The organism is Mesorhizobium sp. P2_A8, assembly GCF_056404935.1.
The window spans coordinates 155,992-169,746 of sequence record NZ_JBFUDB010000011.1 but is presented as its reverse complement, the minus strand read 5'-3'; the positions used below and the strand labels follow the sequence as shown (position 1 = coordinate 169,746).

The following is a 13,755-nucleotide window of genomic DNA, read 5'->3' as shown; positions in this document are numbered from 1 at the left end:
GCGCGAGGCGCGCAGGCGAGCCCCTACACTGTTTGCGCCAAGGCCTCGCGGCGATCACCTCGTCGACCGGGACTGCAATCTTGGCTATCCTGTCGGCATGACGGTGGTCCACGAGGACACCGCCACGGAGGGATGCTGCGATGGGTGAAACTTCGGCCGGCTTGCCGCGGTACGTGGATGCCGTTCAGCGCTTTCGCATCGAGGATGAAGTCGCGTGCCTTCACGGCGACCCCTCGACCGGCATCAATGCCTATATCGAATGCTGTGGCCGCTACACAGGCGAGAACCGGCTGGCGCTGCGCGCCATCTCCGCCAGCGGTGAGCTCAAGGAATTCTCGTTCGACGATCTCGCCGACATGTCGGCCCGCGTCGGCACCATGCTGAAGGAAGCCGGCGTCGGCCCCGGCGATGTCGTCGCCGGCATGCTGCCGCGTATTCCCGAACTTGTGGCGCTCATCCTCGGCACCTGGCGCATTGGCGCGGTCTATCAGCCGATGTTCACCGCCTTCGGCCCAAAGGCCATCGACCAGCGGCTGAAGACCAGCGGCGCCAAGCTCGTCGTCACCAACATGGCCAATCGCGGCAAGCTCGACGAGGTCGAGGACTGCCCTCGCGCCGCGACCATCCTTGGCCAGGGCGAAGCGTTGCCGGCCGGCGACATCGATTTCCGCGCTGCGCTGGCTGCCGCCTCGACAATCTGCGAGCCGGTGCTGCGCAAGGGCGACGACCTGTTCATGATGATGTCGACCTCGGGCACGACCGGCCTGCCCAAGGGCGTGCCGGTGCCGCTGCGCGCGCTGCTGGCCTTCGGCGCCTATATGCGCGATGCCATCGGGCTCACCCAAGACGACGTCTTCTGGAACATTGCCGATCCGGGCTGGGCCTACGGCCTCTACTACGCCATCACTGGCCCCTTGCTGCTCGGCATCGCGACGACCTTCAACGAGAGCGCCTTCACCGCCAAAAGCACCTACGACCTCATCGAGCGCCTTGGCGTCACCAGCCTTGCCGGGTCGCCGACCGCCTTCCGCCTGCTGCTGGCCGAAGGGCCGCAGGCCGCTGCCCGCATCAAGGGCCGGCTGCGTGTGGTGAGCAGCGCCGGCGAACCGCTCAACCCGGAAGTGATCCGCTGGTTCGACGCCCATCTCGGCGTGCCGATCCATGACCATTACGGCCAGACCGAGAACGGCATGATGGTCAACAACCATCACGGCCTGTCGCACCCGGTGCGTCCGGGATCGGCCGGCTTTGCCATGCCGGGCTACCGCATCGTCGTGCTGGACGAGGCGGGCCAGGAGCTTGGCCCCAACCAGCCCGGCATCCTCGCCGTCGACATCGCCAACTCGCCGCTGTGCTGGTTCGACGGCTACCACCAGGCGGAAACCCCCGCGATTTCGGGCGGCTATTACCGCAGCGGCGACACGGTCGAGTTCGAGCCGGACGGCTCGGTCAGCTTCATCGGCCGCGCCGACGACGTCATCACCTCGGCCGGCTATCGCATCGGGCCGTTCGATGTCGAAAGCGCGCTGATCGAGCATCCCGCGGTCAACGAGGCGGCCGTCGTCGGCGTGCCCGATCCGCAGCGCACCGAAATCGTCAAGGCTTTCGTCATCCTGGCATCTTCGTTTCGCGGCAGCCCGGAACTCGCCGAGGAACTGGCGCAGCATGTCAGGAAGCGGCTCTCGGCCCACGCCTATCCGCGCGAAATCGATTTCGTCAGCGAACTGCCGAAAACGCCGAGCGGCAAGATCCAGCGGTTCTTGCTGAGGAAGGCCGAGGTGGAGAAGCGCAAACGGGACTGATGCAGGGAGGACACGGCGCCAAGGCTGCGCCGCGCTCCCTGTGTTTCTCCGAAGCCTGATCTTTTTTTCAACATGCTCGTTGCGCATTGTCTTCCGGATAAGACCGAAATTTGGGGTATGTCATGCGGTTGGTGTGGACCATCATCTTCGCGCTCGCGACCGGCACGGCTTTCGCGGCCTCGCCCGAGGACGACTATATCGCCGCACGCGACAAGGCGATTTCCGCTATCGCGGCAATGGAAAGCGCGAACGAACCTGTTGAAACGCTCGATGCCGCCGGGACGAAGGCGCTGGCCGATCTCGAAAAGCGTCTGTCCGCCATTCTCGGCCCGCTGGCGGTTGCGGGTTTTCCGGCGACCGGCACGATCAATATCGAAAGCCTGAGCGACTCCGATATCGGCTTCGGCATGCTCGACGGATTGCGATATGCCAAAGGTGACGACGGCCCGAGCCTCGTGGCAACGACGCGGGGGCTGCTCGAGCGCTGGCTCCAGTCGAGAGCCGCCGAGATGGACGCGAGCTTCAGACTGCCCGCCGGCATCGATGCGGCGCTGAAGCTCGATGCCTTCTACACCCAGGCCATCAACAGCGACGCCGCGTTCACGGGGACGCTCGACTTTCCGCTGAAGAAACCTGAAGGCGCCGACATCGCCCTTGCACGGCTCGGCGGCTGGGCGCAGGACATCGGACCGAACCCCGACCAGCAGGTCATCGTCACCATCGTCAAGGGCAACAGCGTCATGATCGCCTCGGCGCCCGCGGCACCGCCTGTTCCGAAGATCGCGGCCTGCGACGCCCTGTGGGCCTCGGCGGACGCCGCCGCCCAGAAATTCCAGGAGGCCTACCAGGCCTCGGATCTCAAGGACCAAGAGTCGTATGATGCCGGCAATGCCGCCTGGGAAAAAGGTGATGCCGACTATCGCGCCTGCATGGGCGAGCACCTGCCAGGCGAGGCGGTCTTCCCGGCACTGCTCGCCCAAGCCCAGGAGCTTGCCGACCACATGGCCGGCAAGTAGGCCTCCTCCCGGCGCATCGGCGCCGCGCCTCCTCAGCCCCGTTGCTTCCGGTCCAGTGCGCCGGTCATCGTGCTGCGCCGACCTTGCCTCGGCAGGGTGGCTCGGCGAGGCAAGGCTCGGTCAGGCGCTAGTCCTTGGCGCGATAGGCTTCCGGGACGACGAACACTTCGTCGGCCCGGCCATAGCCGCCGTCGGCGACTTCCTCCACCAGCACCATCGTGTAGGGCCTTGCGGCTTCGCCGAAGAAGTCGACGAACATCGCGGTCGTTCGATGGATGAGGTCTTCCTTCTGCGCCTTGGACAGAGCCGCCTGCGGCATCTTGATGTTGGCGAATGGCATGATCGTTTCCTTTGCTCTCGAAGTTGATGTCAGGCAGTGGGATGGAGCAGGTCGGCAAGGCCGATCCGTTCCATGAGTTGCGCGCGGACGCGATCGGCAACGCCATTGACGATCGTCGCGCCATCGTCCGAGGGGTCGATGTGGACGCGCAGCGGGCGCCTTCCGTGCGGCATCGCGACGAGGTCGACGATGGCCGCCGCGATATCAGCCGGATCGGCGTTAGCCGGCTCAAGCGCGGCCAGTCCCTTCAGCACCCGATCATCGACCCCGGCGTAGGGCCCGGACCAGTAGAGCGCGGCGCGCTCCGCATCCGCGGGCGCCGCCGCATGGTGAAAATGCTCGGTGCCCTTGGTGAAGGCGCCCGGCACGACGATGGTCGTCTCGATGCCGAAGCGGGCAAGTTCCAGCGCATAGCTCTGCGCCAGCGCATCCATGCCGGCCTTGGCCGCGAAATAGGCCGCAAGGAAGGGCGGGGTTCCGCCACGCGTGCTGCTCGAACCGACCCAGATCATCTGGCCCCGGCCAAGAGAGCGCATATGCGGCAAGGCCGCCCGGTTGACACGCTGGGTGCCGACGACGTTGACGTCATAGAGCTGTGCCAGCTGTTCGGGCGCGAATGCCTCGGTCGGTCCAAACCCCATGTGCCCGGCATTGTGGATGAGCACGTCGAGCTGGCCGGCCTCGCTGAGGATCAGCCGGACCGCCGTCTCGGCCGAAGCGTCCGAGGTGACATCGAGCGCGATGGCCTTGAGCGCCACGCCCTCGTCGCGGGCGAACTTCTCGATTTCGGCTGCCGCAACACCGCCGCGCGCCGCCGGGTCGCGCATCGAGGCATAGACCGTGTGGCCAGCTTTCGCCAGCGCCCGCGCCGTCATTGCGCCGAAGCCGCTGGAGGCACCTGTGATCAGAATTGTCTGTTGCATGATTGTCTCCTCAGACCACGCCGCCATTGGCGCGGATGATTTGCCCGTTGACCCAGCCGCTGTCCGGCCCGGCCAGGAACGACACCAGCCCGGCAATGTCGTCGGGCTGGCCGAGCCGGCCGAGCGGGATCATCTTGCCGATGGCCTCGATCTGCGCCTCGCTCTTGCCGTCCGTGAACAGGGCGGTCTCGATCGGCCCCGGCGCCACCGCATTGACGGTGACACGGCGCGCGCCAAGCTCCTTGGCCAGGATGTGCGTCATCGCCTCGACGCCCGCCTTGGTGGCGGCATAGACGCCGTAACCCGGCTGATAGAGCCCGACGACGCTGCTCGAGAAATTGATGATGCGGCCGCCGTCGCGAAGCCGGCGCGCGCCTTCCCGCATGCCGCGGAACACGCCGCCGAGATTGATCGCGATTTGCGTATCGAAAGACGCGTCGTCGGTCTGCACGATCGGCGCCGTCTTCATGATGCCGGCATTGTTGACGAGAATGTCGATGCCGCCAAATGCCTTCTCGCCGGCGTCGAACAGCGCGGCGATGCCGGCCGGATCGGCGATATCGGCCTGCACGGCGATCGCCTTGCCGCCGCCGGCTTCGATCGCACGCACAAGCTCTTCGGCCTCCGCGCGTCCCCTTGCATAGTTGACGACGACGGCGACGCCGTCGCGGGCGAGCCGCTGTGCGATGGCGGCACCGATGCCCTTGGAGGCGCCGGTCACGATCGCGGCTCTGGTTTGATTGCCCGTACTTGTCTGCTGATTTGCCATGGACGTGTCTCCGTGTTGTTGGTGACGCAGATATAGGCCAAGCGATCTTCCGGATAATCAGCCGCCTATTGACATCACTATTCGGAAACTGCGAACAACGAGCATGGATCGTCTGGACACCATGCGGCTCTTCGTTCGCGTCCTGGAGCGGCGCAGCTTCACCGCTGCTGCCGCCGATCTCGCCCTGCCGCGTTCGACCGCGACGGAAGCGATAAGGCGGCTGGAAGAGCATCTCGGGGCGCGCCTGCTCGAGCGAACGACACGGCAGGTGAACGCCACCCAGGACGGCGAAGCCTATTACCGGCGCTGCCTGTCGATCCTTGCCGAAATCGAGGACGCCGAGGCCGCTTTCCGCAATGCCGAGCCCTACGGGCTGCTGCGCATCGACGCCAGCACACTGCTTACCCGCACATTCCTTTTGCCGCGCCTGCCGGAGAGTTTCTTGCCCGCTATCCCCGCATCGACCTACAGATCGGCCAGAGCGACCGGCTGGTCGATCTCGTGCGCGAGGGCGTCGACTGCGTGATCCGCGTCGGCGAACCGCCCGACAGCGGCATGATCATGCGGCGGCTGGCGATGGTCCGCGAGATCACCTGCGCCAGCCCCGCCTATCTCGAACGGCACGGCACGCCGGCCTCCCCCGATGCGCTCGATGGCCATGAGGCGGTGGGGTTCGTCTCGTCGCGCACCGGCGAGACCCTTCCGTTCGAATTCACCGTCGGCGCCAAGACTCGCGAGGTCAGGCTGCCGGGCCGCGTGGCGGCCAACAATTCGGACACCGCCGCCGACCTGGCGCGGCTTGGGCTCGGCCTCATCCAGGCGCCGCGCTATCGCTTCGAGAAGGACCTTGCCGACGGGACGCTCGTCGAGGTGCTGGCCGGCTACCCGCCCTCGCCGACGCCGCTGTCGGCACTTTACCCGCAGAACAGGCAGCTCTCGCCGCGGCTTCGCGTCTTTCTCGACTGGGCGTCGCGCATCTTCGCCGAGGCGAACCTGTAGCGCCCGGCCTCGGTTGAGCACAGCCTGAGCCGTTCCAATCCATCCACGCCCGGTATAGAAATTTCTTTTCTGGCATGGAAGGTTAAATTTAAGCGTTTGCTACTACGATCGGCTGGCGGGCTATTGTCCAGGAAAGGTATGCAGGTCGAATTGGCCACAACGGGATTCAGTCTCGGCCGCGTGAGGCAGGCCGTTTTTTCCTCCGCCAACTTGCCGGCGGCGATTGCTTTTGTTGTGCTCATGGTCTGCGCCGTCATTGCCGACCAGCAGAACAGAAGGGTTTCCGATCAGCTGGCGCGCGCTGATGTGCTGGCCAAGGTCAACGTCATCCGCGCCAAGCTGGAAGGCAACATAAACGGCAATCTTCAGCTTGTTCAGGGGCTCGTCTCAGCCATCGTTACAGAGCCCTACATGGGCCAGCAGAGATTTGCATCGCTCGCAGGCAATCTGTTCGAGCAGAAATCGCAGTTGCACAACATCGCCGGCGCACCAGACCTCGTTATCTCGCTGATGTTCCCGATGGAGGGCAACGAGAAGGCAATCGGGCTCGATTACCGCAAGAACGAGGAGCAACGCCTGGCTGCGCTTCGGGCGCGCGATCAGCGCGCTCTGGTATTTGCCGGACCGGTCAAGCTGGCGCAAGGCGGGCGCGGCTTCATCGGCCGCATCCCGGTCTTCGTGCCGACGGCGGGCGGCGGCGACCGCTTCTGGGGCATCGTCTCGGCGGTGGTCGACGTCGACCGGCTCTACGCGGCGAGCGGACTGGCCGACCCCGATCTCGACATCGATGTCGCGCTCACCGGCAAGGATGCGCTGGGCGGCGGCGGCGAACGTTTCTTCGGCAACGGCAATGTCGTCGCCGGCAATCCCGTGTCGGCCGATGTGCAATTGCCTTCAGGCTCCTGGCAGATCTCGGCCATCCCCAAGGGTGGCTGGCCGGCTCCGAAAAATGAGTGGACCTTGCGGGCGCTCATGGCACTTGCCGGCGCGCTGGTGGTGCTGCCGATCCTGGTGGCCGGGCGGCTGTTCGGCGAACGGCAAAAGAACTACGCCGAGTTGAGGCGCCTGTCCGGTCGCCTGGAGCTGGCGCTGGAAGCCTCGGGCATCGGCGTCTGGGAGCACGACCTCGCCAGCAACGAACTGCTGTGGGACGACCGCGTCAACGAAATCTACGGCAAGCCGGCCGACGGCAAGCCGCGCGGCTATGCCGACTGGGCGCAGGCGATCCACCCCGAGGACATCGAGCGGGCAAGGCAGGACTTCGATTCGGCCGCGGCGACAAAAGGCCCCTACTTCTCACAATACCGGCTCCTGCGCCCCGACGGCGCCGTCCGTCATGTGCGCACGCGCGCAAGCTTCTTCCAGGACATCAGCGGCACGCCCAAGCTGATCGGCGCCGAATGGGACGTAACCAGCGACGTGCTGCTCAACGAGAACCTCATTCGCGAGCGCCAGCTGTCGGAATCGAAGAACGCCGAACTGAAGCTCGCCAAGGCGCATATCGAGCATGTGGCGCTGCACGATTCGCTGACCGGCCTGCCCAACCGGCGCTATCTCGACGAGATGCTGGCCGAAACCGACCAACACGAGCGCATGGCGCTGCTGCATCTCGACCTCGACCGCTTCAAGCAGATCAACGACACGCTCGGCCACGCAGCGGGCGACGCCATGCTGATGCATGCCTCGAAAGTCATCACGGCCAATGCCGGTTCTGCCGATTTCGTTGCGCGCATCGGTGGCGACGAGTTCGTCGTGGTGAGCCATGGGCGTGACGATGACGAGCTCTCGGCACTCGCCGACCGCATCATCGAGGAGATGCGCCAGCCTGTCGAATATCGGGGCCATCAGTGCCGGTTCGGGGTCAGCATCGGCATTGCCGCCAACAGCGGCGTCGACGCAAAGCAGCTGCTCGTCAACGCCGATCTCGCGCTTTACCGGGCGAAGGGCCGTGGCCGCAACCGCTACGAGTTCTTCAACGAAGAGCTCCAGAGCGAGATCGTGCGGACCAAGCAGATCGCCGATGAGATCCTGGGTGGGCTGGAGCGGAACGAATTCATCGCTTACTTTCAGCCGCAGTTCGACGCCAGGACGCTCGAGATCGTCGGTGTCGAAGCGTTGTCGCGCTGGAAGCATCCGCGCCGCGGCATCCTGGCCCCCGACGCCTATCTCAAGGTGGCCGAAGAGCTCAATGTCGTATCGCTGATCGACCGCATCGTCCTCAAGGAGGCGCTGGAGAATTTCGAGCGCTGGTCGCGCAGCCATCTCAATATCCCCCGCGTTTCGGTCAACGTCTCGGCCAGGCGCCTGGAGGACAAGGACCTCATCAAGGGTCTGCGCCAGCTCGCCATCAAGGAAGGAACCGTGTCGTTCGAGCTGGTGGAGTCCATCTTCCTTGACGAGAACGATGATCTGGTCACCTGGAACATCGAGCACATCAAGGAACTCGGCATCGACATCGAGATCGACGATTTTGGCACCGGCTATGCCTCGATCGTCTCCCTGCTCAAGCTGCGGCCGCGTCGCCTCAAGATCGACCGCCAACTGGTCACGCCCATCACCGGCTCGACGGCGCAGCGACATCTGGTGTCGTCGATCATCGAGATCGGCAAGTCGCTCGGCATCGAAGTGGTTGCCGAGGGCGTTGAGACGATGGAGCACGCGCGCATCCTCAAAGAGCTTGGCTGCGATATCCTGCAAGGCTACTTTTTCGGCCGCCCGATGGAGGCGAAGGCCTTCAAGACCTTCGCCCAGTCGCGCAAATGGCTGGCGGCCGGGTAGCGGCCAGGCGCGCCTACCCTCGCGACATGGCGCCGCGACATCGGAATGTTTCGCACCTATTCGGAAGAATTCGGAACAATTGCTGTAGCCTTTGAGACTCCAGCCCGAAGCTCCCCCAGTCTGAGGCCTGCCGTCATGCCGACGGCATGGAACCCCAGGGAGGGAGCAATGGACGTCGTCACGTCAGTTCCAGACACCGAAAGCGATTTGGCCGTCAGCAAGCAGGCGGCCTATGAACCCCTTTTCAAAAGGCGGGGGCCATCGCGCTTCGAAGACCTCGAACAGGAGCGGCAACACCGAAAGGAAAGGCTTGCCGCCGGCTTCCGCATATTCGCGGCGCTGGGTTTCAGCGAAGGCGTCGCCGGGCATATCACGGCACGTGACCCGGAATTCACCGACACGTTTTGGGTCAATCCGTTCGGCATGCATTTCGCGCACATTACCGTCTCGGACCTCATTCGGGTCGACAGCGCGGGCGACGTGGTCGAGGGCACGATGCCTGTCAATGTGGCCGCGTTCGTCATTCATCATCAGGTCCACGCGGCGCGCCCGGATGTCGTTGCGGCCGCGCACACCCACTCCATCTACGGCAAGGCATGGTCGGCGGTGGGCCGGTTGCTCGACCCCATCACGCAGGACGCCTGCGCGTTCTATGAGGATCACGTCTTCTTCGACGACACGCGGGTGCTGGTCACCGAGGCGAGCGAAGCCGCACGCATCGCCGAGTGCCTTGGTGCACGCAAGGCGGCGATCCTGCGCAATCACGGTCTGCTCACGGTTGGCCAGACCGTCGACGAAGCCGTCTGGTGGTTCATCTCCATGGAACGGTGCTGTCAGGCGCAGTTCCTCGCCGAAAGCGTCGGGACGCCACTGCAGGTCGACCCGGAAAATGCCCGTGCCACCCGCGCGGTGAACGGCACGCCCCTGGCCGGCTGGTTTCAATGCCAACCGCTCTGCGACCGCATCCTCAGGCAACAGCCGGATCTGCTTGGATAGGTCCGCGCGTGGTCGGCTGTTGGCCAGCGAAGGCTTGACCATCAGCCTCCAGCGGCAGGTCCATTCACGACCAGCCTTTTGGCGGCATCGGCCGCGGCGGTGCAATAGTCGCGGTCGCCATGGATCAGGATCATGACCATCGCACCCTCGACCAGCAGGAACAACTCGCGTGCCCGCTCGCGCGGCGATGCCACCTGCGCTTCGGCGAGAAGGGTTGCCAGATGCTGTTCCATCAAGGCTTTGTGCCGACGCGCCATCGAGCGTGCCGGATGGCCGGAGAGATCGGCAAGCTCGATTGCCAGCCGGGTAAATCCCGATCCAGCCCAGCGCGGCTTGGCCGACCATTTGGCCAGTCCACCGAAGAGCTTGTCGACCAGTTGCTCCGGGCCGCCCGACAGGTCGATGCCGTAGGTCTGGAACTCGGCGAAGGCCCGCTCATGCTGTGATGCAAGCACCGCGGTCAGCAACGCGTCCTTGCTGTCGAAATGATAGTAGAGTGTGCGCTTGGTGACGCCTGCGGCACTCGAGATCTCATCCATGCCGACGCGAAAGAACCCCCGACGGCGAAAGAGCTTGTAGGCCGCCTGCAATATGTCTGGCCGGGTCTGGTCGGACGATCTGGGCACGGAGCGACGCTCATACCGATGGATGAATGTATACTCGCTAGTGAATTTACATCCGCGCGCGGGCGACATTCAATGGATCGGTGACAATATTCATCAGGGAGCCGACGATGGACAGGCTGGTCTCCGCAGTACCTGATCTTGGACAATCCACCGATGCTGCAACGTTTCGCGCCCAAACCAAGGCTTCACCGGCGCCCTTGCGCTTGAAAAACATGACCTGCATCGAGGATCTTCGGCAAGCGGCCCGTCGCCGCGTTCCCAAGCCCTTTTTCGACTATGTCGAGGCAGGCGCCTATTCCGAACAGACCTTGCGCGCCAACAGCGCGGATCTGGAGCGTATGACGTTCCGCCAGCGCGTACTGGTCGACGTTTCGCAACGGGACACCGCGACAACGATCCTCGGCGAGAAGGCCTCGCTTCCGATAGCGCTGGCACCGATCGGCATTGGCGGGATGCAGTGGGCCGATGGGGAAATTCTCGCTTGCCGCGCCGCGCAGGCGGCCGGTGTCCCCTACACGCTCGGAACGATGTCGATCTGCTCGATCGAGGACGTTGCCGAGGCGGTCGAGAAGCCGTTCTGGTTCCAGCTCTATGTGATGAAGGACCGCGGCTTCGTGCGCTCGCTTGTCGAGCGTGCCGCGGCGGCCCGCTGCAGCGCGCTGGTGCTCACCGTCGACCTGCAGGTGCTGGGACAGCGCCACGCCGACGTGAAGAACGGGCTCTCGGTTCCGCCGTCGCTGAACCTGCGCAATCTTCTCGCACTCGCCACCAGACCCGCCTGGGCCTGGCGGATGCTCACCGCCAGGCGCTGGACGTTCGGCAATCTCGCCGGCCATGTGAAAGGCGAGCAAGGCGTCAAGGAACTCGCGGACTGGGTGTCGCATCAGTTCGATCCCACGCTCAACTGGAACGACGTCGAGTGGATCAGGAGCATCTGGCCAGGCAAGCTCATCATCAAGGGCATTCTCGACGTGGACGATGCGCGCACCGCCAGCAAGGCCGGCGCAACCGCGATCGTGGTGTCCAATCATGGCGGCCGGCAGCTGGATGGCGCACCATCGACGATCTCCAAGCTGCCGGAAATCGTTGAAGCGGTGGGCTGCGAAACCGAAGTGCTGTTCGATGGCGGCGTGCGGTCCGGTCAGGATGTGATGCGCGCGCTGGCACTTGGCGCGAGAGGCTGCCTGGTCGGCCGGGCATACATATACGGCCTTGGCGCCGGCGGAGAGGCCGGTGTGGCAACGGCCATTGAGATCCTTCGCAAGGAACTGTCCGTCACCATGGCGCTGACCGGCACAAGAAGTGTCGACGAAGTCGGCGTGCGGGTGCTGGACCAGCCGAGACCAACTGGATGACGGCCGTCACGATGTCCGGCGGGTCTGCCTGCCGTCCATGCCGTGGGGCACCTCGATTGCCTCGGCGCGGCGCTTCTGGCGGTCGATGTAATCCGTCATGTAGCGGTCGAGGGCGGCCCGGAATTCTACTTCGCGCGGGCGCGGTCTGCTCGCCGGAACCGCCTGGCTGGTCTCAGTCTCAAACTCGAAACGGTCAAAAACAACAGCGGACATTTTCGGCTCTCCTGTCTCGAAACGCGATGACAGGATGAGCCGGGCGCGCATTGTCGTCCCTGGCGCCTGGCCGAATAGTTCTAAAAAGCCCCGAAAATATGCTAGTTTGCACCATGGTGGGGAAGCGGTTTGCCTTCGGCCCGTTCGAGCTCAATCCGGAGGCGGGAACGCTGCTCCGGCAAGGCATGCCCGTTCCCGTCGGCTATCGCGGCGTGCTGCTGTTGGGAGCACTGGTGGAGCGGCCCGGCGAAGTGCTGTCCAAGGCCGAACTGATGGACGCGGCGTGGCCGCACGCGGCCGTCGAGGAAAGCAACCTCTCGGTCCAGATCGCCTCGCTCCGGAGACTGCTTGGATCGGGGTCGGACGACGCCGAGTGGATCGCCACCATCCCCCGTGTCGGCTACCGCTTCGGTGGCGTGGTGGATTGCCTCGACGCGGCCGCGGCCCCACCCGACAGCGCGGAGGCCGGGCCTTCGATCGCCGTGCTGCCCTTTGCCAATCTCAGCGACGATGCCGAGCAGCAATATTTCGGTGACGGCCTCGCAGAGGACATCATCACCCGCCTGGCGCGGCTGCGCTGGCTGTTCGTGTCGGCGCGCAACTCGTCTTTCACCTATGGCGGCAAGCCGGTCGACGTGAAGCAGATCGGGCGCGAGCTCGGCGTGCGCTATGTGCTCGACGGAAGCGTGCGCCGCTCAGGACAGCGGCTCAGGATCAACGCCAGGGTGAGCGACGCCGACGCCGGGCGCCAGATCTGGGCGGAGCGCTATGATGCGGAGATCGCCGACTTCTTCGCGCTGCAGGACGAGATTGCCGAGAGCGTGATCGGCGCCATCGAGCCCAGGCTCTACGTGGCCGAGCAGGAGCGGTTCCAGAGCCGGTCGCCCGGCAGCCTCGACGCCTGGGGGTTCGTGATGAAGGCGATGCCCTATGTCTGGACCTGGGCCTCCCTGCCGGATTTCGAGATCGCCGAGCGGCTGCTCAAGAAAGCCATCGACATCGACCCCGACTATCCGCGCGCCAACTGCCTGATTGCCTGGGGTCTCGCAGCAAAGGCGATGCTTGGGCTGGCTGATGCCGAAGCGGCCTTGCCGACCGCCCACGACATGGCGCAACGGGCAATCCGCAGCGACCCCGAGGACCCCTGGACGCACTTCGCCACGGGCTTCGTGCATATGGCCTCGCGCCGTTTCGATCCGGCCGTGAAGGCCTTGTCCGAGGCGATCACCCTCAATCCGAGCCTGGCCTATGCGCATATGATCCTTGGATCGACCTATGCCTATGCGGGGATGCCCGACGACGGCCTGCACCATGTCGCGCTGGCCGACAGGCTCAGCCCGCGCGATTTCACCCAGGCGGGCAGCCTTTCCGTCATTGGGCTCTGTCATTTCATGGCCGGGCGCTACGCCGAAGCAGCCGAGTTCGAGCGGCGGGCGGTGGATCTCAGGCAGAATTTCGGCACGGCCTGGCGCACATATGCCGCCTCGGCCGGCATGGCGGGCGATCGCGCCACCGCGGCCCACGCGCTATCGCAGGCACGACGCCTGCAACCAACCGTCTCCGTGGACTGGGTCGAGAAGTACCACCCCATCGTCCACGAAAAGGATCGTGCGCTCTATATCGAGGGGCTGCGCGTCGCCGGGCTCGACTGATCGGAGAGGCCGGCTCCGTCGTTGCGGAGAGATTCAGCAGAATTTCAGAAATTTTCCGGTACGCGCGCTTTCCTTGGCTTCATTGTTCTCACAACGAAACGGAGGAGGTCGAACATGTCACCGAATGAGAGCATGCGCCAAGCCGCCCGGCATGAACTCCTGGAATTTGCGTCCAGCGTCATGGCTGGGTCCCCTTGTGCCCCCATGCCTGGAACAATGTTCGAAATGCTCGAGATCATGGCCGAGGAGAGGCGTATGGCTTCCAGCCAAAGTGAAGGCGGGTCAA

12 protein-coding genes and 1 pseudogene are annotated in these 13,755 nt (G+C 64.7%); 7 read left to right on the top strand and 6 right to left on the bottom strand.

Annotated elements, in window-relative coordinates; genetic code table 11:
• Window positions 1-140 precede the first annotated feature (140 nt).
• Both AC1D10_RS30220 and AC1D10_RS30215 read left to right on the top strand, forming a co-directional pair.
• Entirely contained in the window at window positions 141-1,802 is a 1,662-nt protein-coding gene (locus tag AC1D10_RS30220) for an acyl-CoA synthetase (RefSeq protein WP_477278466.1), read from the top strand.
• A gap of 122 nt (window positions 1,803-1,924) precedes the next feature.
• Complete coding sequence (locus tag AC1D10_RS30215) at window positions 1,925-2,818, top strand: hypothetical protein (RefSeq protein ID WP_477278465.1); 894 nt, start codon at window positions 1,925-1,927, stop codon at window positions 2,816-2,818.
• Window positions 2,819-2,945: 127 nt separating this feature from the next.
• On the opposite strand, the gene AC1D10_RS30210 is transcribed toward AC1D10_RS30215, so the two are convergent.
• From AC1D10_RS30210 to AC1D10_RS30200, 3 genes are read right to left on the bottom strand one after another with little or no spacing between them, the layout of a single operon-like run.
• Window positions 2,946-3,158, bottom strand: a complete 213-nt coding sequence (locus AC1D10_RS30210; RefSeq protein WP_477278464.1) for a tautomerase family protein — start codon at window positions 3,156-3,158, stop codon at window positions 2,946-2,948.
• A 29-nt stretch (window positions 3,159-3,187) separates the two neighbouring features.
• Window positions 3,188-4,084: an SDR family oxidoreductase gene (locus AC1D10_RS30205; protein ID WP_477278650.1), complete on the bottom strand. Its 897-nt coding sequence runs from the start codon at window positions 4,082-4,084 to the stop codon at window positions 3,188-3,190.
• 7 nt (window positions 4,085-4,091) lie between these two features.
• A complete protein-coding gene (locus AC1D10_RS30200) occupies window positions 4,092-4,850 on the bottom strand; it encodes an SDR family oxidoreductase (RefSeq protein ID WP_477278463.1) in 759 nt (252 codons plus the stop codon).
• A gap of 103 nt (window positions 4,851-4,953) precedes the next feature.
• On the opposite strand from AC1D10_RS30200, the pseudogene AC1D10_RS30195 reads away from it, so the two are divergent.
• The 3 genes and pseudogenes from AC1D10_RS30195 (at window position 4,954) to AC1D10_RS30185 (ending at window position 9,623) form a co-directional block, all read left to right on the top strand.
• Window positions 4,954-5,849: pseudogene (locus AC1D10_RS30195) on the top strand (LysR family transcriptional regulator).
• Window positions 5,850-5,987: 138 nt separating this feature from the next.
• The gene (locus tag AC1D10_RS30190; RefSeq protein WP_477278462.1) at window positions 5,988-8,627 is read left to right on the top strand and encodes a bifunctional diguanylate cyclase/phosphodiesterase; all 2,640 of its coding nucleotides are present in this window, start codon (window positions 5,988-5,990) and stop codon (window positions 8,625-8,627) included.
• A gap of 168 nt (window positions 8,628-8,795) precedes the next feature.
• Window positions 8,796-9,623, top strand: coding sequence for a class II aldolase/adducin family protein (locus AC1D10_RS30185; protein ID WP_477278460.1), 828 nt, complete (start codon window positions 8,796-8,798; stop codon window positions 9,621-9,623).
• Between the two features lie 41 nt (window positions 9,624-9,664).
• Here the strand turns inward: AC1D10_RS30185 and AC1D10_RS30180 are convergent, their stop codons facing one another.
• Together AC1D10_RS30180 and AC1D10_RS30175 are read right to left on the bottom strand one after the other, a co-directional pair.
• The gene (locus tag AC1D10_RS30180; protein ID WP_477278458.1) at window positions 9,665-10,249 is read right to left on the bottom strand and encodes a TetR/AcrR family transcriptional regulator; all 585 of its coding nucleotides are present in this window, start codon (window positions 10,247-10,249) and stop codon (window positions 9,665-9,667) included.
• Window positions 10,250-10,295: 46 nt separating this feature from the next.
• The gene (locus tag AC1D10_RS30175; protein WP_477278456.1) at window positions 10,296-10,472 is read right to left on the bottom strand and encodes a hypothetical protein; all 177 of its coding nucleotides are present in this window, start codon (window positions 10,470-10,472) and stop codon (window positions 10,296-10,298) included.
• On the opposite strand from AC1D10_RS30175, the gene AC1D10_RS30170 reads away from it, so the two are divergent.
• On the top strand, window positions 10,453-11,604 hold the full coding sequence (locus AC1D10_RS30170; RefSeq protein ID WP_477278454.1) for an alpha-hydroxy acid oxidase: 1,152 nt from the start codon (window positions 10,453-10,455) through the stop codon (window positions 11,602-11,604). The genes AC1D10_RS30175 and AC1D10_RS30170 overlap by 20 nt on opposite strands.
• 6 nt (window positions 11,605-11,610) lie before the next feature.
• On the opposite strand, the gene AC1D10_RS30165 is transcribed toward AC1D10_RS30170, so the two are convergent.
• Complete coding sequence (locus AC1D10_RS30165; protein ID WP_477278452.1) at window positions 11,611-11,817, bottom strand: hypothetical protein; 207 nt, start codon at window positions 11,815-11,817, stop codon at window positions 11,611-11,613.
• 113 nt (window positions 11,818-11,930) lie between these two features.
• On the opposite strand from AC1D10_RS30165, the gene AC1D10_RS30160 reads away from it, so the two are divergent.
• Complete coding sequence (locus AC1D10_RS30160; RefSeq protein ID WP_477278450.1) at window positions 11,931-13,469, top strand: winged helix-turn-helix domain-containing tetratricopeptide repeat protein; 1,539 nt, start codon at window positions 11,931-11,933, stop codon at window positions 13,467-13,469.
• The last annotated feature ends 286 nt before the right edge of the window (window positions 13,470-13,755 follow it).

Coding starts and splice junctions, on each gene's coding strand:
- AC1D10_RS30210 (WP_477278464.1), bottom strand. CDS start 3,158: ATGCCATTCGCCAACATCAAGATGCCGCAGGCGGCTCTGTCCAAGGCG.
- AC1D10_RS30185 (WP_477278460.1), top strand. CDS start 8,796: ATGGACGTCGTCACGTCAGTTCCAGACACCGAAAGCGATTTGGCCGTC.
- AC1D10_RS30190 (WP_477278462.1), top strand. CDS start 5,988: ATGCAGGTCGAATTGGCCACAACGGGATTCAGTCTCGGCCGCGTGAGG.
- AC1D10_RS30220 (WP_477278466.1), top strand. CDS start 141: ATGGGTGAAACTTCGGCCGGCTTGCCGCGGTACGTGGATGCCGTTCAG.
- AC1D10_RS30215 (WP_477278465.1), top strand. CDS start 1,925: ATGCGGTTGGTGTGGACCATCATCTTCGCGCTCGCGACCGGCACGGCT.
- AC1D10_RS30200 (WP_477278463.1), bottom strand. CDS start 4,850: ATGGCAAATCAGCAGACAAGTACGGGCAATCAAACCAGAGCCGCGATC.
- AC1D10_RS30165 (WP_477278452.1), bottom strand. CDS start 11,817: ATGTCCGCTGTTGTTTTTGACCGTTTCGAGTTTGAGACTGAGACCAGC.
- AC1D10_RS30175 (WP_477278456.1), bottom strand. CDS start 10,472: ATGCAGGTCATGTTTTTCAAGCGCAAGGGCGCCGGTGAAGCCTTGGTT.
- AC1D10_RS30160 (WP_477278450.1), top strand. CDS start 11,931: ATGGTGGGGAAGCGGTTTGCCTTCGGCCCGTTCGAGCTCAATCCGGAG.